Origin of the sequence: Gemmata sp. SH-PL17 (genome assembly GCF_001610855.1) — a bacterium.
Classification (GTDB): domain Bacteria; phylum Planctomycetota; class Planctomycetia; order Gemmatales; family Gemmataceae; genus Gemmata; species Gemmata massiliana.
The window spans coordinates 5,658,757-5,675,246 of record NZ_CP011271.1 but is presented as its reverse complement, the minus strand read 5'-3'; the positions used below and the strand labels follow the sequence as shown (position 1 = coordinate 5,675,246).

Annotated in this window: 10 protein-coding genes; 1 reads left to right on the top strand and 9 read right to left on the bottom strand. The window is 67.1% G+C overall.

Going from position 1 to position 16,490, the window contains the following annotated elements:
- Positions 1–12: 12 nt before the first annotated feature.
- The 9 genes from VT84_RS23365 to VT84_RS23330 all read right to left on the bottom strand — a co-directional run bounded on the left by VT84_RS23365 (position 13) and on the right by VT84_RS23330 (position 14,599).
- The gene (locus VT84_RS23365; protein WP_082841176.1) at positions 13–2,343 is read right to left on the bottom strand and encodes a glutamine amidotransferase; all 2,331 of its coding nucleotides are present in this window, start codon (positions 2,341–2,343) and stop codon (positions 13–15) included.
- A complete protein-coding gene (locus VT84_RS38815; protein WP_157469750.1) occupies positions 2,340–2,495 on the bottom strand; it encodes a hypothetical protein in 156 nt (51 codons plus the stop codon). Before VT84_RS38815 ends, VT84_RS23365 begins: the two co-directional genes overlap by 4 nt.
- Complete coding sequence (locus tag VT84_RS23360) at positions 2,492–6,097, bottom strand: DUF4175 family protein (RefSeq protein ID WP_082841175.1); 3,606 nt, start codon at positions 6,095–6,097, stop codon at positions 2,492–2,494. The genes VT84_RS38815 and VT84_RS23360 overlap by 4 nt, the downstream gene beginning before the upstream one ends.
- Positions 6,094–8,154: a BatA domain-containing protein gene (locus tag VT84_RS23355; protein ID WP_082841174.1), complete on the bottom strand. Its 2,061-nt coding sequence runs from the start codon at positions 8,152–8,154 to the stop codon at positions 6,094–6,096. The genes VT84_RS23360 and VT84_RS23355 overlap by 4 nt, the downstream gene beginning before the upstream one ends.
- A complete protein-coding gene (locus tag VT84_RS23350) occupies positions 8,151–9,125 on the bottom strand; it encodes a DUF58 domain-containing protein (RefSeq protein WP_082841173.1) in 975 nt (324 codons plus the stop codon). The genes VT84_RS23355 and VT84_RS23350 overlap by 4 nt, the downstream gene beginning before the upstream one ends.
- A complete protein-coding gene (locus VT84_RS23345; protein WP_082841172.1) occupies positions 9,125–10,138 on the bottom strand; it encodes an AAA family ATPase in 1,014 nt (337 codons plus the stop codon). The genes VT84_RS23350 and VT84_RS23345 overlap by 1 nt, the downstream gene beginning before the upstream one ends.
- 109 nt (positions 10,139–10,247) lie before the next feature.
- Positions 10,248–11,120 carry a DUF4159 domain-containing protein gene (locus VT84_RS23340; protein ID WP_082841171.1) on the bottom strand — a complete coding sequence of 291 codons (873 nt, stop codon included), beginning with the start codon at positions 11,118–11,120 and terminating at the stop codon, positions 10,248–10,250.
- Positions 11,117–13,636, bottom strand: a complete 2,520-nt coding sequence (locus VT84_RS23335) for a tetratricopeptide repeat protein (RefSeq protein WP_239465458.1) — start codon at positions 13,634–13,636, stop codon at positions 11,117–11,119. Before VT84_RS23335 ends, VT84_RS23340 begins: the two co-directional genes overlap by 4 nt.
- A gap of 681 nt (positions 13,637–14,317) precedes the next feature.
- A complete protein-coding gene (locus VT84_RS23330) occupies positions 14,318–14,599 on the bottom strand; it encodes a hypothetical protein (RefSeq protein ID WP_082843392.1) in 282 nt (93 codons plus the stop codon).
- Between the two features lie 858 nt (positions 14,600–15,457).
- Between VT84_RS23330 and VT84_RS23325 the strand changes: the two genes are divergently transcribed.
- Complete coding sequence (locus VT84_RS23325) at positions 15,458–16,357, top strand: DUF1559 domain-containing protein (RefSeq protein ID WP_082841169.1); 900 nt, start codon at positions 15,458–15,460, stop codon at positions 16,355–16,357.
- Positions 16,358–16,490: the final 133 nt, after the last annotated feature.

Sequence of the window (16,490 nt, the reverse complement as noted above, 5' to 3'; positions counted from 1 at the left end):
CCTCTTAACACCTCAAGCCAGCCCCGCCCGGCGGCGCAGCCCCCACTCGGCCACGAGGCAGAATACAGCGATCAGGAAGTACCACCCCCGGTGCCACAGCGGGGCCGTCCAGGTTTCCATGTTGGGCGCCTTCCGGGAGGGCAGGGTGGCAACGAACCCGTCCAGGCCGTCCGCGGGGATCAGCTCGCCCTGTGTGCGGCTCGCGACGGCTTCCAATAGTTCTTGGTTCGGTTCCAGGCGCGCGAACTCGTCCGCCTCGGGCTGAACGCACCAGCCGGTCTCGCGCCGACCGACCGCGGACCCGTCCGGCGCGGTAACGGTCGCCACCGCCCGGTACGCCCCCGGCTCCCGCGGGACGAAGGTCGTCGTGTACGTTCCGGCTTCGCGGGACGCGGGCTCGGCGGGCAGCGTGATTTCGTCCCGGCCCGGTCGAACGATCCGGACCGAAACGGTCGCGTTGTCGAGCGGCAGGTACTCGGGGTCCGTGGCCCGGACGGTCACTTCGGTGGCGGGCACCGCGCCCGCGGTCGGGGCCGTTCGCATCTCCACGCGGCCCGGCACGTCGGCCACCAGCCAGCGCACCGTTTGCCGCCACGCGCGCTCGAAATCGTCGGTCGCGGTCTCGCGCCGCAACCCCCAGCGCCACAAGTCGCCGATCGGGACCGCCGCCGATCGGCCCTTACCAAAGGGCTGCGCGACCAGCGCGGGCAGTGCCCGGCCCTCGGCGTCGCGTGCGTGAGCCAGGACCGTGGCCCCGGGCTTGGGGGCGCCCACCGCGTTGAGCGTCTGGAACGCGGCCATGCCGTTGAGCCGCGCGGTCTCTTCGCCCTCCGTCTTCCGGGTCCGCACCCACGGCTGGAGCCAGCCCTCGCGCGTGAGCGCCAGTTTGTAATCGCCTCCCGTGGGGGTGAGAGGCCCGTCGAGGTACACGGGCAACAGGTCGCCGATCGGGGTGCGGTCGTACTTGCCGGAGGCGAACGAGTCCGGCCCGCCGAGCATCAAGAACCCGCCCCCGCGCCGCGCGACGAAGTTCCGCAGCAGGAGTTGCTGGTCCGGGGTGAAGAACGCGGCTTCGAGGTCGTCCAGAACGACCGCGTGGTAGCGGTACAGGTCCGCGGCCGTTTGCGGGAACCCGCCGCGGAGTTCCGTTGCGTCCTGTGTGCCGAGCCGGACGAGCACCGGCTGGTCGCGCCGTTCGGCGGTCTCAGAGTCCGGGTGCTCGAACCCCTGGAACAACTGGTTGTTCCCCTGGGTCCGCCCGTCGCGGAAGTCGAACTTCGGCTCCCGGCGCGCCACCCGCACCAGCCCGACCAACTGCACCTCGGGGTCTTCGTCCACGGCCCGCCGCAGGTACTTGAACTCCCAGTTCGGTCGGCCGCACACGTACAGCACCCGGTACGGCCCGCCGCCGCGATCGACCATGACCAGCCGGCTGTTGTTCGCCAGCGTCTGTTCGACGGAGGGGGCATCGGGCGGCGCGGCCATTTCGGTTGCGGCCCGCGCGCACACGCGATAGAACGCGATACCGGCCCGTTCCGGGCGCAGTTGGAAGCGGAACGTGATCGTTTCGGTATCGCCCGCCGGGGTCATTTGCTGCCGCACGACTTCTTTACCGGCTTCGTCGGTTACAACGGCGATCACAGTTTGGTCGGCGAACCCGTGCGCGGTCACTTCTGCTTGAAGGGCAACGGGCGCGGCCTCGAAGTTCGTCTGGTTGAGAGTAACGCGGCGGACGGCGATGTCGCGCGGACCGGGGCGGTTCGGTGGGAGCACGGGGTAGACGGGTGGAAGGGCGGCCCAGTCGATGTCGGCCGCGTCGGTGGCGTTGCCGTCGCTGACGAGGAGCACGCCGGCGAGCGCCCGCCCCTTGTACCGTGCGGCGACCGACGCGAGCGCGGTGTGGAGCGACGTTGCGGTCCCGTCGAACGTGATGGTGTCGAACCCATCCGCGGCCCGGAGGTGTGTATCGAACACGAAGTTCCTGACGTCGAAGTCCTGTCCCAATCGCGCGCGCCAGCCCGCGTTCGCTTCGAGCAGGGACCGCACCCAGTCCGCCCGGGTGCGCTCGGAGTCGCCGTCACGAACCCCGAGGCTCTGACTGGTATCGACCAGCACCACGAACACGTTCGCCCCAGGTTGGGGGCGCGAACCGACCAGCAGCGGCTCCACCAGACACAGCGCGAGCGCGGTCAGCCCGACCAACTTGAGGGCGGCCGCGACCACCATCCGGCGCCCGGGGCGCCGGGCGTAGCTCCAGACGACCGCGACCACCCCGACCGCGACCAGCGCGGCCCCGGGGATCAGCCAGTGCGGGGAACCGAGAACGATCGACGGCACCGTCATTTGCCGCCCCCGAGCCGTTCGTAGTACCGGCGGACGCCGTCGACGAACTCCGGCGGGACCGGGTCGCGGTCGATCGGCACGAGTGCGTCCGGGGACTCGCGCCGGCGCACTTCTTCGGCCACGCGGTCCCGCAGTTCGTTCAGCGGCTTCACGACCATTTCTTGAAGCTGCTTCCAGTCCGGTTCCTTGGCGTGCCGCTTGAACTCCTCACGCGCGGCCGCGCCCGCTCCCGGATGCGCGCGGCCTCGGCCCGGAGTTGCGGGTCGTCGATCAGATCTTCGGTCGCCCGCATCCGATCGAACCACTCGCGGAATCCCTGTTCCCGAATCGGCCCGCCACCTCCGTTCGGTTGCGCCAAGCCGCCGTTTTCTCGACCCCCGCGCTGTGCGGGGCCGTTCGGTTGGGCGGGCGGATCGGTCAACCGGCGCGGTCCCTGGTTCCCGGGCTGGTTCTGCCCCGGTTGACCCTGCTCGGGGCGCCCCTGTCCCGGTTGGTTCTGTCCACCCTGTCCGGGCTGCTGCCCGCCTTGTTTCGGCTGCTGTCCGCCCGGTTGATTTTGCCCGCCCTGTCCCGGTTGTTGGCCACCCTGTTTCGGCTGTTGCTGTCCCGGTTGCCCCGGTTGTTGTTGGCCGGGTTGACCGGGCTGTGGTTGCTTCCCTTGTTGGGGCTGCCCGGTCACGGGGGGAGCCTTCAGGTCTTCTTTTCCGTTCGCGCCCTTCGGTTGTTCACCCGTCTGCCGCTGGCCGGGCTGCGGTTGCCCGGTGGCCTGAGCGACCTCGCGGTTCATTTGCTCGGCCAGTTCGTCCAGTTCCCGCTGGGCGCGTTTTAGAGCATCGGTCTGGCCGCCCAGCACGCTGTCGGCCGCCTTCTCGACACCCTTGCGGAGTTGCTCGGTGCCCTGAGCCGCTTTGCGGGCCGCGTCAGAAGCTTCCGGCAGCCCCGCACCCGCGAACCGGCGGGCCTGATCGATCGAGTCGCCCACCTTCTGCTCCGCGGCGCCGCGTGCCGCGTTGTAGAGCTGCTGTGCCAGAAGCGGTTCCGACTTCTCGGCCTCCTGAACGGTTTTCTGCATGCGCTCCGTGATCTTGTCGAGTTGCTGCTTCTGCTGTTCCAGCCCCTTTTGCACCTGTTCGCGGTTCGGTCCATCGGACAGTCCGCCCTTCGGGGCCTGGCGCATCTCTTCGAGTTGTTTGGTGAGTTTTTGCTGTTCCTCGTCTAGTTTGCGGGTCTGCGTGCGGAGGTCGCGCAGTTCTTCGCCGAACTGATTTGCCGTGTCGCGGCGCAGTTGGTCGCGGACCGCGTCCAGTTGGCGCTGCGCCCGCGTGCCCTCGTTGACCGCCTGCCCCAGTTGCCCCTTTTCCAGAGCCTCGGACGCCCGGCGCACGGACTCGCGGCTCTGCTCGACCTGCTGCCGCGTGTCCGCCATGCGCTCGCGGTTCTGCTCCTGCTCGGTCCGCTGTTGGACGTCTTCCGTGTCGCGGAGCAGTTGCTGTTGCTGGTCGCGGAGCCGCTTCAGTTGCTGTTGAAGTTCCTGCTTCTTCCGCTCGTCCTGGGCCTGCTCCAGGGCCGATTGAAGCTCCTTGACGCGGTCGGTCAGGTCGGCCTGTCGGCGCGCAAGTTCCTTGAGCCTGTCGGCGAGTTCCTGGTTTTCCTGGCGCTCGCGGTCCCGCTGACCCTGGCGCTCGCGCTGTTCGCGGGCGGCGCTCTGGGTCTCGTACCGCTGCTGTTCGTCGGTCAGGTCGAGTTGCCGGAGCTGCTGCTGCGACGGGCTACGGCTGTTCGCGCCACCTGCACTCGATCGCTGACGGTTGTTGCGCCGCGTCACGTCGAACTCGCGAGCGCGCAACTTCAGCAGCGCCTGGTACGCTGCCTGTTCGGACGCGAGCGCGGCCGGCAGCCCCTTGGGGTCGAGTCGCTCCGCGATCGTGCCCAACTGCTTCTTGGCCTCACCCATTAACCGAAGCGCTTGCTGGAGGTCTTCGGCCGATGCCCCCTGGAGCCGCTGGGCGAGTGGGCCGGCCTTCTCGATGAGTGCTCCCTGCGCCTCGTGCAGGAGTTTAATATCGTCGGCGAACTTGTCGGTCGGGGTGGTGCCGGTTTCGCGCCGGATCAGCCGCCACGTGGCACTTACGATCTGCTTCTGCATTTCCGCGAGTTGGTCCGCGGCCTCGGCGTTGGGGTTCTGGCCCTGTTCCCGTTCCTGGCGCTCCCGTTCTTCCTGTTCCTGGGTCTGCTGTTCGCCCTGGCGGAAGATCTCCTCGAAATGGCGCACTTCGGCGAAGTACAGATCCCCGGACGTGCGCCGCGGCTTGCCGTCCGGCCCCAGGTCTTCGGCCCAGAAGTAGTACGACACGACCTGATCCGGCTTGGCCTTCAGCGCCTCGAAGTCGATCAGGTGATCGGGCTGAACCCGCTTCGGTGCGCCCTTCGCCGCGTTCGTGCCCAGCACGAGCTCCCTGGGCACTTGGTCCGCCGCTGTGACGGTAACGCCGTACCGCACGAGGCCGAAATCGTCCTTCATGTCGGCCTTGAGCGGCAGTTCTTCCAGCGGCGATACGCGCGCGTCGTGACCGGGTCGGGGAACTGTGACGACCGGCGGGAGGTTCTTCGTCACGGTCACCGAGATGTCGGCTGGCAGTTTGTTAGCGCGCCCGTCGGTATCGGTGAGGCGCAGCTTGTACCGCTGTGATTCGGTGGCCGTGAGTGACACCGTGTAAACGTGCTTCTCGGCGTCGTGTAGTGCTAGCGGCAGTTCGTGCTTCTCGTCGGCCAGCACCGCCCGTGCGACTGCCTTGCTGAGCTGGCAGTGTAGGGTGATCGTGGTGCCCTCGACGGCGGTGACGTGGCGCACGTCGTCGATCGCCTTCGGCTCAAGGCCCGTGTACGACGGGAACACCAGCCGGACGTTCGCTCGCACCAGTTCCGGGTGCTCGAACACCTTCACTTGGAACGTTTCGCTCCGCCCGCCGGTGAACTCGACTCGATATGACAGGTCCGAGTTGACGACCGGAATGTGCCCCGCGAAGGTCGGGTCTTCCAGGTTGCGGGTCATCGGGCGCGGCGCGAGATCCGGTCCGCCCTCGGGAATCAGACTGGCCTCGGCCGGTACTCCGTCCAGGAATCGGGCCGTGACCAACAGCGGCGACCCGCGTTCAAGCTCAGTGTTCCCCGGCTCCACCACCACGCGCCCGCCGACCGCGACCGTTCCCGTTTCTACGGGAGTGCCGGTTGCGTTTGCGGAGGCCGCTGGCCGTAACCCGAGCCAGCCCAGCACGACCACCAAGCCGACGAGCGCCAGACCGTGGACGAGACGTGTCGTGAGCAACCGGCGCTGGGAAACGGTTTCGTCCCAGTCGTGCGTCCGGCTGTGCGCCACGGCCGATTCCAGCACCGACAGTTGAAGGAACCCGAGCCGCCCGTCCGGTGTCGGGTGCTGCTCGACCGCGGTCAGCAGCAGCGCCGAGAGGTCCGGGTGCTTCGCTTCGATCCGGCGCGCCACCCAGAGCGGGTCGCGTGCCGTTCGGTGCGCGACCCACCACCAGACCAGACCCGCGGCCAGGGCCGCGGTTCCGAGTGCCGGCGCGAGCACGTAGCCCGTTCTGGTCACGGCGCCCGCCACGAGCGAACTGCCCGCGACCAGTCCGACCAGGGCACCGCCGACCCAACAGACCGTTAGTCCTTCCCACAAACGTACCCGGCGGAACCGGCCGCCGATGCGGTCCAGTGCGTCCCGAAGTTCGACGCTGGCACTCATGGCGTTACACCCTCCTGTCGGCCGGAGCGGGTTCGCCACCCCGCCAGCCCGGTTTCGACGAGTAACACGGCGACCGCCGCCAGGATCAAGATCCGCCAGATCGCTTGGTTGCGTTCCAGTTCCGCGTTCCGCTGCTGCCGCTCGATCGCGGCCCGCTGGTCGTCCGCGCCCCGTTTGGCCAACCGACAGCCGAACTGTTCCAGTGTTTCAACCGGCAGCGGTGCGGTCAAGCTCTCCGCGGGGTCCAAATTGACCGCGAAGGTACGAAGGCCGGCCGCGGTCTCGAGCGTGTACACGCCCGGCTGGTCGGTGCCGTCGAACGACGTGGCTTCCGGCGCGAGGGCAGCGGTAGTACCATCTGGCTTGCGCACGTCGGTCGCCGCGCTCGCCGGCTGGAGCGGCACGCGATCCCCGATCCGGTAGTTGGTGCCCACGATGGTTCGCCCGGCGCGGAGCTCCAGTAGCGCGGTCAGCATCGGAACGAATTTCGACGACCGCGCGAGCTGACTGTCGGCCGGCTGCCAGCCGCTGGCGAAGACCACGAAGCGCCCGCGCCCGACCGCTTTTTCCAGCACCGCCGGGTCGCCGTCGTCGAACCGGGCCAGCACTCGCGCGCCGGCGAGGTGCTGTTCCGTGACCCGCCGGTGCTTCCAGAAATGGACCTTCGTGAAGTCACTGAACTGCGGGCCGGACAGTGGGGCGAAAAGCGGGTGGTCGAACGCGATGTCGCGGAGCATGGCGTAGCGCTCGAGGTTCGCTTCTTCGACCGGCTGCGTCCCGGCCCCGGCGAGCGCGGGGAGCGGGCGAGGGGCGGCGAGAACGGTTAGCACGGTTCCGCCGTCACGCAGGTACTTGTCCAGCACGGTGGTCACTTCAGCCGAAGGTGTGCCGGCCAGAACCACGAGCGGCGCCGTTCGCACTTCGTCTGCCGTCAGCGGGGCGTCGGGCTTGCGCGCGACCACCCGGACCGCGCGGTCCGGTGTTTCGTCCCACGCGCGTTCGAGGAAGTACAGCAGCCCGGCGGGATCGGTGGGCGAATCGGCGCCGAGGAAGAACACCGTCAGTTCCTGGCGCCGCGAACCGGCCACGTGTACCGCGTTGTTGAAGTCGTGAACGTCCCCAAAGAGCCGGAGTACCGGCGTCGGGCCGGCCGGCGGGCGCGGCACCTTGACGACCCGGCTCTCGCCCGGCGGAACATATGCTTCGACGTCTGCGCCTGTAGTGCCACTCCAGGCGAGCCGGAACCGCTCCTGCTTCGCGCCGGCCTCATTCGTGACCCGCACGCGGAGCACACTTTGAGTTCCTCGCTCGGATTCGGCGCGATCGGTCAACAGGCTCAGCCCGGCGTTCCCCTGCTCGTCGGTGACCGTGCGGAGTTCCAGTTCCACCGAGGGCGGCCACTCGAACCCGGCCAGTTCCGTGAGGCGCGCCCCGCGCTGGAGGTCGCTGACCAGCACGATCTTGCCGCGCGGAGCTTTCTCGGTCGCACCGACTTCGAGGATCGCGGTAGTGGCGTCGACCAGTGCCCGGCCGAGTTCGGTGCCGCCCCACGTCGGTGTCAGCCGGCCGACACGTTCTCGTGCGACGGCGGCGCGCTGGTGCGGCTCAAGGTGGTCAGATTCGGCGAACCCCAGGACGGGCCGAACGGTGCGATCGAAGGCGAAGACTGCCACGCGATCGGTCGGTTTGCAATCGGCGAGGGCGGCATCGGCGTGCGCGACCGCTCGCGCCCACAAGTCGCCCCGGCGCATGCTCGCGCTGGTGTCGATCAGCACGACGACGCAGTTGCCCTGTTCGCCCCCGGCCGCCGCAGCTTCCTGGCGGAAGAACGGCCTCATGAACGCCAGCCCGAGCAGTATCAGCGCGCTCGCACGTAGCAGGAGCAACAGAACCTGATCCAGTCGTCGGCGATTGGCCGGAGGCGGAGGGGACGGGGACAGGAACATCAGCGAGCTGAACGGCACTTCGCCCTTCGGCCGCCGGCGGATCAGGTGGAACACGATCGGTGCCGCGACCGCCAGCAGCCCGAGTGCGTAGAGGGGAGCGAGGAAACTCATGAGCGCCCCCGGTTTTGGGGGCGCCGCGCGGGGGCACGACCACTTTGAGCGCGTGCCCGGAGCAGGTCGAACAGTACCAGTTCCAGTGGTCGGTCGGTTGTTATCTGCTCGAAATCGGCCCCCGCGCTCACGCACGCCTGCCGCACGTCTGTCGCGTGGGCCTCGAACCGGGTGCGGTACTCGCGCGCCGCCGTGCGCGGGTCCACGAACACCTCGCGGCCCGTTTCGGCGTCCCGGAACAGGCCCGGGGCGCTGAACTCGAATCGGACCTCCTGGGGATCGAGAACCCGGAAGACGATGACCTCGTGTCCCGCCGCTCGGAGGTTACCGACTCCCGTGCGCACGGCGGGAGCCGGAACGAGCAGGTCGGAGAACAGCACGAACAGTCCGCGGCGCGGGTTGGCCGCGCCTATCTCATCGAGCGGACCGGTCAGGTCGGTGGCCCGGCCCTGCGGTTCGCGCTGGAGCACGGCGGTCAAGTGCGCCAGGTGCCCGGGGCGCACGCGCGGGGGGACGTACTCGACGACCCGGTCCTCGAACGTCACCAGCCCGACCGCGTCGCGCTGGCGCGACAGGAAGTACGCGACCGTGGCCGCCGCGGTCCGGGCGTACTCCCACTTGCTGACCGCGCCGGACCCGTAGCCCATCGACCGGCTCGCGTCCACGACCATGTGACAGCGGAGGTTCGTTTCGTCCTCGAACTTCTTGATGTAGTAGCGGTCCGAGCGGGCGAAGAGGCGCCAGTCGAGGTAGCGCGGGTCGTCGCCGGGGGTGTACTCGCGGTACTCGCTGAACTCGACGGAGAACCCGTGGTACGGGCTGCGGTGGATGCCCCGATCGAACCCCTCGACCACCGCCCGCGCCCGCAGTTGCAGGCTCTTGATCCGCACGAGCGCGGCCGGGTCCGCGAACCCCGGGCCGCTGCGGGCCGGGCTGCTTGGTTGGGTCGGTGACGGGACGGCGGGTGGCATCAGCGGGGCGTCTCCTTGACGTGTTCAAGGAGGCGATCGATCACCGAATCCACCGAAACGCCGTCTGCTGCGGCGCGGTAACTCAGCAGCACCCGGTGCCGGAGTGTGGGGCGGACGAGCGCGCGGATATCGGCGGGGGTGGCGTGGAACCGCCCCTCCAGCAGCGCCCGGGCCTTCGCGCCCAGCACAAGGGATTGGGCCGCGCGCAACCCGGCGCCCCAACTGACCCACTGCGTGATGAAGTCCGGGGTTCCGGCCTGTCCCGGGCGCGTCGCGGCGGCCAGCCGAACGGCGTACCGGATCAGGTCGTCGGCGACGGGCACCTTCTTGACGATCTCGTGGAACCGCAGAACGTCGGCGGCGTCGAACAGCGGCTCGATGGGTTTGGGGCGCCCGGAGGTGGTTCGTCGGACGACCGCGACTTCGTCCTCTTCGGGCAAGTAATCAACGACGACGTTGAACAGAAACCGGTCGAGTTGCGCTTCGGGCAGCGGGTACGTGCCCTCCATCTCGATCGGGTTCTGCGTCGCGAGCACGAAGAACGGTTCGTCCAGAGGGTAGCGGACGCCCCCGGCCGTCACCTGGTGCTCCTGCATCGCTTCCAGGAGCGCGGCCTGAGTTTTGGGCGGGGTCCGGTTGATCTCGTCGGCCAGGATCACGTTCGCGAAGATCGGTCCCTTCACGAACTGCATCCGCCGTCGCCCGTCGCCCGTTTCTTCCAGGATGTCGGTACCGGTGATGTCGGCCGGCATCAGGTCCGGGGTGAACTGGATGCGGGCAAATTTCAGGTGGAAGATCTGGGCGATCGACCGGACCAGCAGCGTCTTGGCCAGCCCGGGCGCACCGGTGATTAGGCAGTGCCCACCGGCGAACAGCGCCGTGAGCAACTGACCGGTCGCTTCCTTCTGGCCGACGATCACCTTGTCCAGTTCGCGCTCGATCGCTCCGCGGGTGGCGCGGATCTTCTCGACCGTTAGCTTTTCCTGTTCGTATTCGGAGCCGGCATCGGTCACGGGCAGCCTTTCGGTAGGGCGGGCGGCGCGGGCGCGCCGAGGGTCGTGGTCACGTGGCGGGTGAGCGGGGCAGGGCGGGGGACGCAACTCCCGGGCCGTCGGGCGCGCGTCAGTGCGTCATCGCGTACACGATCACGTTGATGCCGAGCGGGTACGCCTTCTTTTCCGAGAACTCGCGGAAGTACCAGGGGTCTTCGCCCTCGCGCTCCCAGCCGTCGCCGAGGTCGGTGTTGTGGCCGATGAACGCCATCATCCGGCCCTTGTCGTCGAAGATCCCCTTGTAGTGGACCGTCTGCACGTCCCCGTCGTGCCCGCGCTCCCAGGTGATGCCCTGGGCTTTCCCGGCCCAGGCCGCCTGGATGCTCGGGATCTGGGGCTTCTCTTTCAGGTGGTACACGCACCGGAAGATCTCGTGGTCCACCGGTAACTCTTTCGGCTCGTTATTGGGGAACACGCGCCCGATCTCGCGGCGGAAGTTCTCCCACTCGGAGTCGCCCCAGAAGTCGTCCACCATCAGGAACCCGCCGTTGGTCAGGTACCGGCGCAGCGCGAGCACTTCGTCTTCCGAGAAAGTGAGGCGCCCGGGTTCGACGATGTAGATGAACGGGTAGTCGAACAGCCGCGGGTCTGTGAGCCGCATGGAGATCGGGTTCGGGTTCACGCGCAGCGAGGTGAGCTGCTGGAGCCGGAAGGAGAAGTTCAGGTCCGCGTCCGGCCAGTCGGTCGTCCACGAGCCCCCGCGGCGCCCGCGGTACGAGCTGTACTCGATCCGCACGAACGTGAACACGTCCCGATCGAAGCTCGGGTCCACCTTCCAGTTGGGGACGCCGGCCCGGTCCTCGGGCAGCGGCAGCGGATCGCCCGGTTGTCGGCCGTAGGGGAACTGCCGCCCGGGTTGGCGCGCGGCCGACCCGAACCCGGCGGCCGCGACCAGGGCCGCGACGCCCACGGCCGTCACGACGAGCAGGCGGGTGCGGGTCATCGCTTGATCTCCCGTGGGGGCGGGGCGCTGGGGGCCGATCCCGGCGTGCCGACCAACTTGAGCAGCAGTTCGTGGGCCTCGCGCGCACGCGGGGCGTCTTCCAGAGCCTTTAACACCTCGCGGCGGGCCTGGTCCCGCGCGCCGCTCTGTTCGAGCAACACTGCGAGCCGGTAACGCACGTCGGCGGCATCGGGAACGCCGAACCGGAGAACAGCGCGGTACGCGGTCATCGCCTCGTCGCGCTCCTGGAGCCGCTCGGCCGCTCGCGCCAGTGCGCGGTGCGGGCCGGGGGTGAGTGGGTTAACGGCCAGCCAGCGGCGGGCGTTCTTGGCCGCGCCGGACCAGTCCGCGGTGGCCTCGTACAGTTCGATCAACCGTTGGTGGGCGGCGGTCGCGTCGCCGTCGCGCTTGGCCCACTCTTCGAGAGTCGCCGTTTCGTCGGTCGGCCGCGTGGTCTTCCGGTACGTCGCGGCGAGCAGTTCGTAGGCGTTGTCGGTGCCCGCGAACTCCGGGTAGAGCGAGCGGAACGCGATCAGCTCTTTCTCGGCTTCGGCCCACTTCTCCTCGCGGATCAGTCGCACGCACAACCGCTGGTGCCCCCAGAAACTCTTGGGGTGTTTTTGGAGCCAGTCCCGGACCGCGACCGAGTCCGCGTCGGCTTTCAGCCCCTCCGGTTGCTCCCAGGTCACGCCCGGCGCCACCGATTTGGCCCGTTCGCGTGCGAAGTCGGTGAACTCGCGGTCCAGCTTCGCGAGCGACACGCCGGTGCGCCGTTCGAGTGCCTCGTTCGCGGTCAGTCCCGCCCCGAGATCGTCCAACGTTGCCTTGATCGCGTCCAGCCCGTACTTGCGGACCAGGAACTCGACGGCCAGGGCCGACTCGAAGTAGGCGAACTGAACGTGGAGCGAGGTCTTCGCGTTCATGAACGCCGTGCTCAGCCGGCTCAGTGGCGTTAGCTCGTCGCTCAAGAGCATTTCACGATACTGCGGGGTCATCCAGCGCCCCCAACCGGGGTTCTCCAGCGTCTCCTCGTAAACGGAAATCCCTTCACTTAACCAGCGCGGCATCTTGTTTCGGGTCTTGTGAAGGGTGATGGTGTGGCAAAACTCATGCCACAGGACCGCCTCCCAACTGGAGGGATCTTTCCCCTGCGCCGCCGGGCTACTCACGGTAATGACCGGCCCGAAGCAGACCCCCAGGATGCCGTCCGACCCGGGGATGCCGAACGTCCGCACGGCGAAGTCCTGGTTCCGCGGGAAGACCTCGACCGTGATCGCCCGGTCTAAGCGCACGCCGTACTTCTCACCGAGGGTGCGCTTCGCGCGCTGGAGGATGGCCAGCGCGCGCTGACCGTACAGGTCGGCCTCTTTCTCCTCCATGCGGAGAACGAACCCGTCCGCGGTGAGCGTGCGGAACTTCGTCACGTGGTCCCGGAGCGCGACGAGGTTGTGCGCGACGACGTTGTAGCCGTCGGCCGCGAGCACCTCGGTCGCCAGTTGCCACCCCTCCGTGTCGTTCCCCAACCGGAGCAGGTCCAGACACAGTTGCGCCTTGGCCGGCAGGTAGCGCTTGTCCTTTTCCAGAGCCTTGCGCTGGTACGCCGCGCCCTCAGTGAACCGGTAGCTCCGGGACAGCTTCCGCCCGATCAGGTGCTCTACCAGTGGGTCGCCGGGCCAGCGGGCGAGGGCCGTCTCGTATGCCTTCTTTTCACCGGCCGGTTCCGCACGCAGGTGCGAGAGAACGGCCCGATACGCCCACGCACGCGGCTCGGCGGGATCGACGTCCAGCACAGCTTTTAGTGTGGTTTCGGCCGCGGGGTAGTCTTCGGCGTCGATCTGGGCTTCGGCCCGAAAGAGCAGGCTATCGACGTGGTGCGGGTTGATCGCGAGCGCGTCCGCGACGGCCTTCAGCGCGCGGGTTCGGTCATCGTCGGCGAACGCGCGTGCGAGCAGTGCGTGGTAGCGCGGTTCCTGCGCGGCTTCTTTGGGAGCCTTTTGAAGCGTCTCGGCGGCGAGTGCCCGGTCGTGCTTGTCGAGCGCCAGTTCCGCGATGGCGAAGTGGGCATCGAGGTGATTGGGCGCCTTCTTCACGACTGCAGTGAAGTATCGGTCCAACACTTCTTTTGCGTCGGTGCCAGTGGCCAACAGGTAACGACCGAGGGCGATTTGCTCGGTAGGTGTGCGTGCGATTCGGTTCTCGATCTGTCGTTGGACGGCAGTCAAAACCGTGGCCGCGTCCTTCTCCCGACCGCTCGCGCGGTACACATCGTGTGCGAAGAGGTGCAGTGTGAGATCGTTTGGGAACTGTGTGCGTGCGTCTTCGATCGACTTCCACGCGGCATCGTACTTTCCGCGGGCGACCTCGGTCCGGATCTTCAGAATCCACTGCTCTGCGGTTCCTGCGCCCTTCGCGATCTGGTCAGTAACGGCCTTTTCGCACTCGGCGTACTGACCCGTGCGGAACAGTTTTTCGGCGTCCCCGTCCGCGCCGCGTGCGGCGGTAAGCCAGACGGTCATGAGGCCGACAACGAGCACAAGGCCGAACGGGTTTCGGGCACCTCGTTGTCGCGATCCGACCATAGCACCACCGACTCTCAGGAAACCGCTGCCGTTCGAGGCCGACGGCCTCGGGTGCCGGCGCGGAACCTCACTGAGCAGAAACGGACGAACTGGAGGCGCGTGAACAATGAAGGCAGTTACGAAGCTGCAGGTAAAAGGATGACGATCCGGGAGCCCCGTCGCAACCGCAAACTCGGGTGAGCCGCATTTCACATGATTGTCTCAGAAGTCGGCGCGGGGCCACTTTGGGCACCGCGGAGCCGCCGGGACCGCGTCCACTCCGGCGCGAGTAACATTTGCTAACATCTCGGGACCGCGAGGACACATACCCCCATTTCGCCAGGCGAAAACATCGATTGCTCCTCGCGCGTGCTAACATTCGCCTCCCGCCGACTGCTCTGGGTGGGGACTTCAAACAGCCCTCGCGCGGCGTTTCATCATCGGGCATTATACCTTGTCGATAATTGTGGCATCAAGATCAGTAGTGGAAGTTTTAACATTATTTATTCGAGGAGATGGCAGCGTCAGTAATGATGCAGGGTTTCACCGCAGAGGGCGCGGAGAAGAACCCCGAGCAATCCGTCCTTGTTTTCCTCGGCACTCTCCGCGCCCTCTGCGGTGAAACCCTTGCATGCGCTCTTACTCCTTGCCGAGCACGAGGTCCACAACCCAGCACCCGCGCACGTGCGGGCTGCCACCGCGGCAGTGGCCCAGCACGTCGGCATTATCACAACCCGCGTCCTGAAGCGCGTCCGCGAGAATCGGCATCGCGCCGAAGTCCCGGGACTCGTACATCTGCGCTGCGAGCGCAACGGCGGTGGAGGTGCGCCAGGAGGGGGAGAAGGTGACCGGGCGGAACGGGTTCCCGAAGATGTCACGAACGAGGGCGACCTGCTCAGCGCTTTTCGAGGCTCGACCCAACGCACAGCTCGCAGCTTCAGTGGTTCCTCGCATCCACTGCCGGCTCATAGAGAGAGCGGGATAAGCGAGATCGTAGACGGAGAGGGCAGCAAATGCGTGGGAATGAGCCGTCGGTTCAACCATCGAACTAAAAGGGACGCCTCCGTTTTGGGCTAATTCAAAGGCAAATCTCGCATCTTCAGCCGCACGATCTAGTTCCGACCGTTCCGCATTTCCTTCCGCATAGCGTTCCACAACCTCGACGGCCGATCGGCTCGCGGGATGGATCAGGAGTTTCCAAATCTGGCGGCAACAAGCGCACCCAAACAGCCACACCTTCCGGTTCTGAGTTCTCTCCCGGGAAACGTGCATTAACGACACAGGATCAGCACACGCGAGCCATTCCGCTTCGGTCACGACTCACTCCTTGCCGAGCGCGAGCCACACAACTCCGCATCCGCGATCGAGCGCGCCGGCACTGCACGGAGCGATCTGCAGTTCATGACGGTTCCAGTTACATGCGGGATATGGCTTTCGCGATCATACCAGCGATCAGGGAAACGCCAAACACCTGGTGGCCTCACCAGCTCTCGTTGAGGGCGCCCGGCCGTTCTGCTGCATGTCACGGGCCGGGCCTATGAACGCTCTTGTGTCCTTCGGCGCGTGTGCGTTACGCTTTCGCGCCGGTCCACACAAAGGGCCGCTCCGACCGCTCAACGTTACGGTCTTGGGTTCCGGGTCGCCGTTGGGACAATCAACGTTGCGACTGTTTATCCATCCTCTCCTGCTGGAGCAGCCCTTGCCGCACTGGTCGTTAAGATCGCGGCAGCGCCAGCCAATACGTTCGTTCCGCAGGTTGTTTCTCGGCGCAGGAGGATAATGATGAAACGCAGTGGCTTTACACTGATTGAAGTCATCGTCGTTATTGCAATCATCGCGATATTGATCGGCCTCCTGTTGCCGGCGGTGCAAAAAGTGCGACAAGCCGCGTCCCGAATGCGAGAGGGGAACAAGCTCCGTCAGTTCGCGCTGGCTTGCCACTCGTTTGCTGACGCGCACGACGGGCAACTCCCGAACGCACAAGCGGTCGCGCCGTCGACCGGGGAATCATTGTTCCAGTCACTTTTCCCGTACCTGGAAATGGGGGACTTCGGCGCCCCGCCGACGGCGCTCGACGGGCCGCCGTGGCGCCCCTCCCAGGTCCGGAGCGAAGTCGATCCGAGCTTTTTGACCTCGCACGGGGTGCCCAGCACAACAATCGGAGGCGCCGGTGGTAATACAGAACCGGCGGGGGATACGAGTTATGCTTTCAATCAGCAGGTTTTCCGACGCGGTGCGACGCTGACGGCATCTCTCCCGGACGGCACGTCGCAGACGATCGCCATCACCACACACTACGCGCGCTGCGGCCGGACGCCGTTCACTTGGTGGATGTCGAACCCGACCTGCTACACGTTTGTGCCCCCGAGCGGCGGTCAGCAGGTACCGTGTTGGACCCTTCCCGATGTCCCTTCTCACGCGAATACGTTTGCGGACGACACAATGGCGGACGCGGTACCGCCCGGTGTCTCGAAGCGCGGCGAACTGACCGTCAAAACGTTTCAGGCGCTCCCGCAGTTGATGGATTGCGATTACCGCGTTCCGCAAGCACTGTTCCCGAGCGGCCTCCTTGTAGCGCTGGCCGACGGGAGCGTGCGCATGGTTCATGTGAACGTCGAGGCGGCGACGTTCTGGGGCGCGGTGTCACCCGCCGGGGGCGAGGTTCCAGGCGATTGGTAAACACCGACAAAATGAACGCAACGGGCGGTGGGATCACTCCCGCGGCCCGTTTGCGTTGTGTCGGCATGCGGTTGATCCGTCGTCGAAGTTGGGTCGGAGTGTGGGCTGCTCCGCCGTAAGTCGCGGGCCGGGT

Excerpts from the sequence above, each read along its gene's own strand:
- VT84_RS23350 (WP_082841173.1), bottom strand. The coding sequence starts at position 9,125 with ATGCCACCCGCCGTCCCGTCACCGACCCAACCAAGCAGCCCGGCCCGC.
- VT84_RS23365 (WP_082841176.1), bottom strand. The coding sequence starts at position 2,343 with ATGACGGTGCCGTCGATCGTTCTCGGTTCCCCGCACTGGCTGATCCCC.
- VT84_RS23325 (WP_082841169.1), top strand. The coding sequence starts at position 15,458 with ATGATGAAACGCAGTGGCTTTACACTGATTGAAGTCATCGTCGTTATT.
- VT84_RS23355 (WP_082841174.1), bottom strand. The coding sequence starts at position 8,154 with ATGAGTTTCCTCGCTCCCCTCTACGCACTCGGGCTGCTGGCGGTCGCG.
- VT84_RS23335 (WP_239465458.1), bottom strand. The coding sequence starts at position 13,636 with ATGACCGTCTGGCTTACCGCCGCACGCGGCGCGGACGGGGACGCCGAA.
- VT84_RS23360 (WP_082841175.1), bottom strand. The coding sequence starts at position 6,097 with ATGAGTGCCAGCGTCGAACTTCGGGACGCACTGGACCGCATCGGCGGC.
- VT84_RS23340 (WP_082841171.1), bottom strand. The coding sequence starts at position 11,120 with ATGACCCGCACCCGCCTGCTCGTCGTGACGGCCGTGGGCGTCGCGGCC.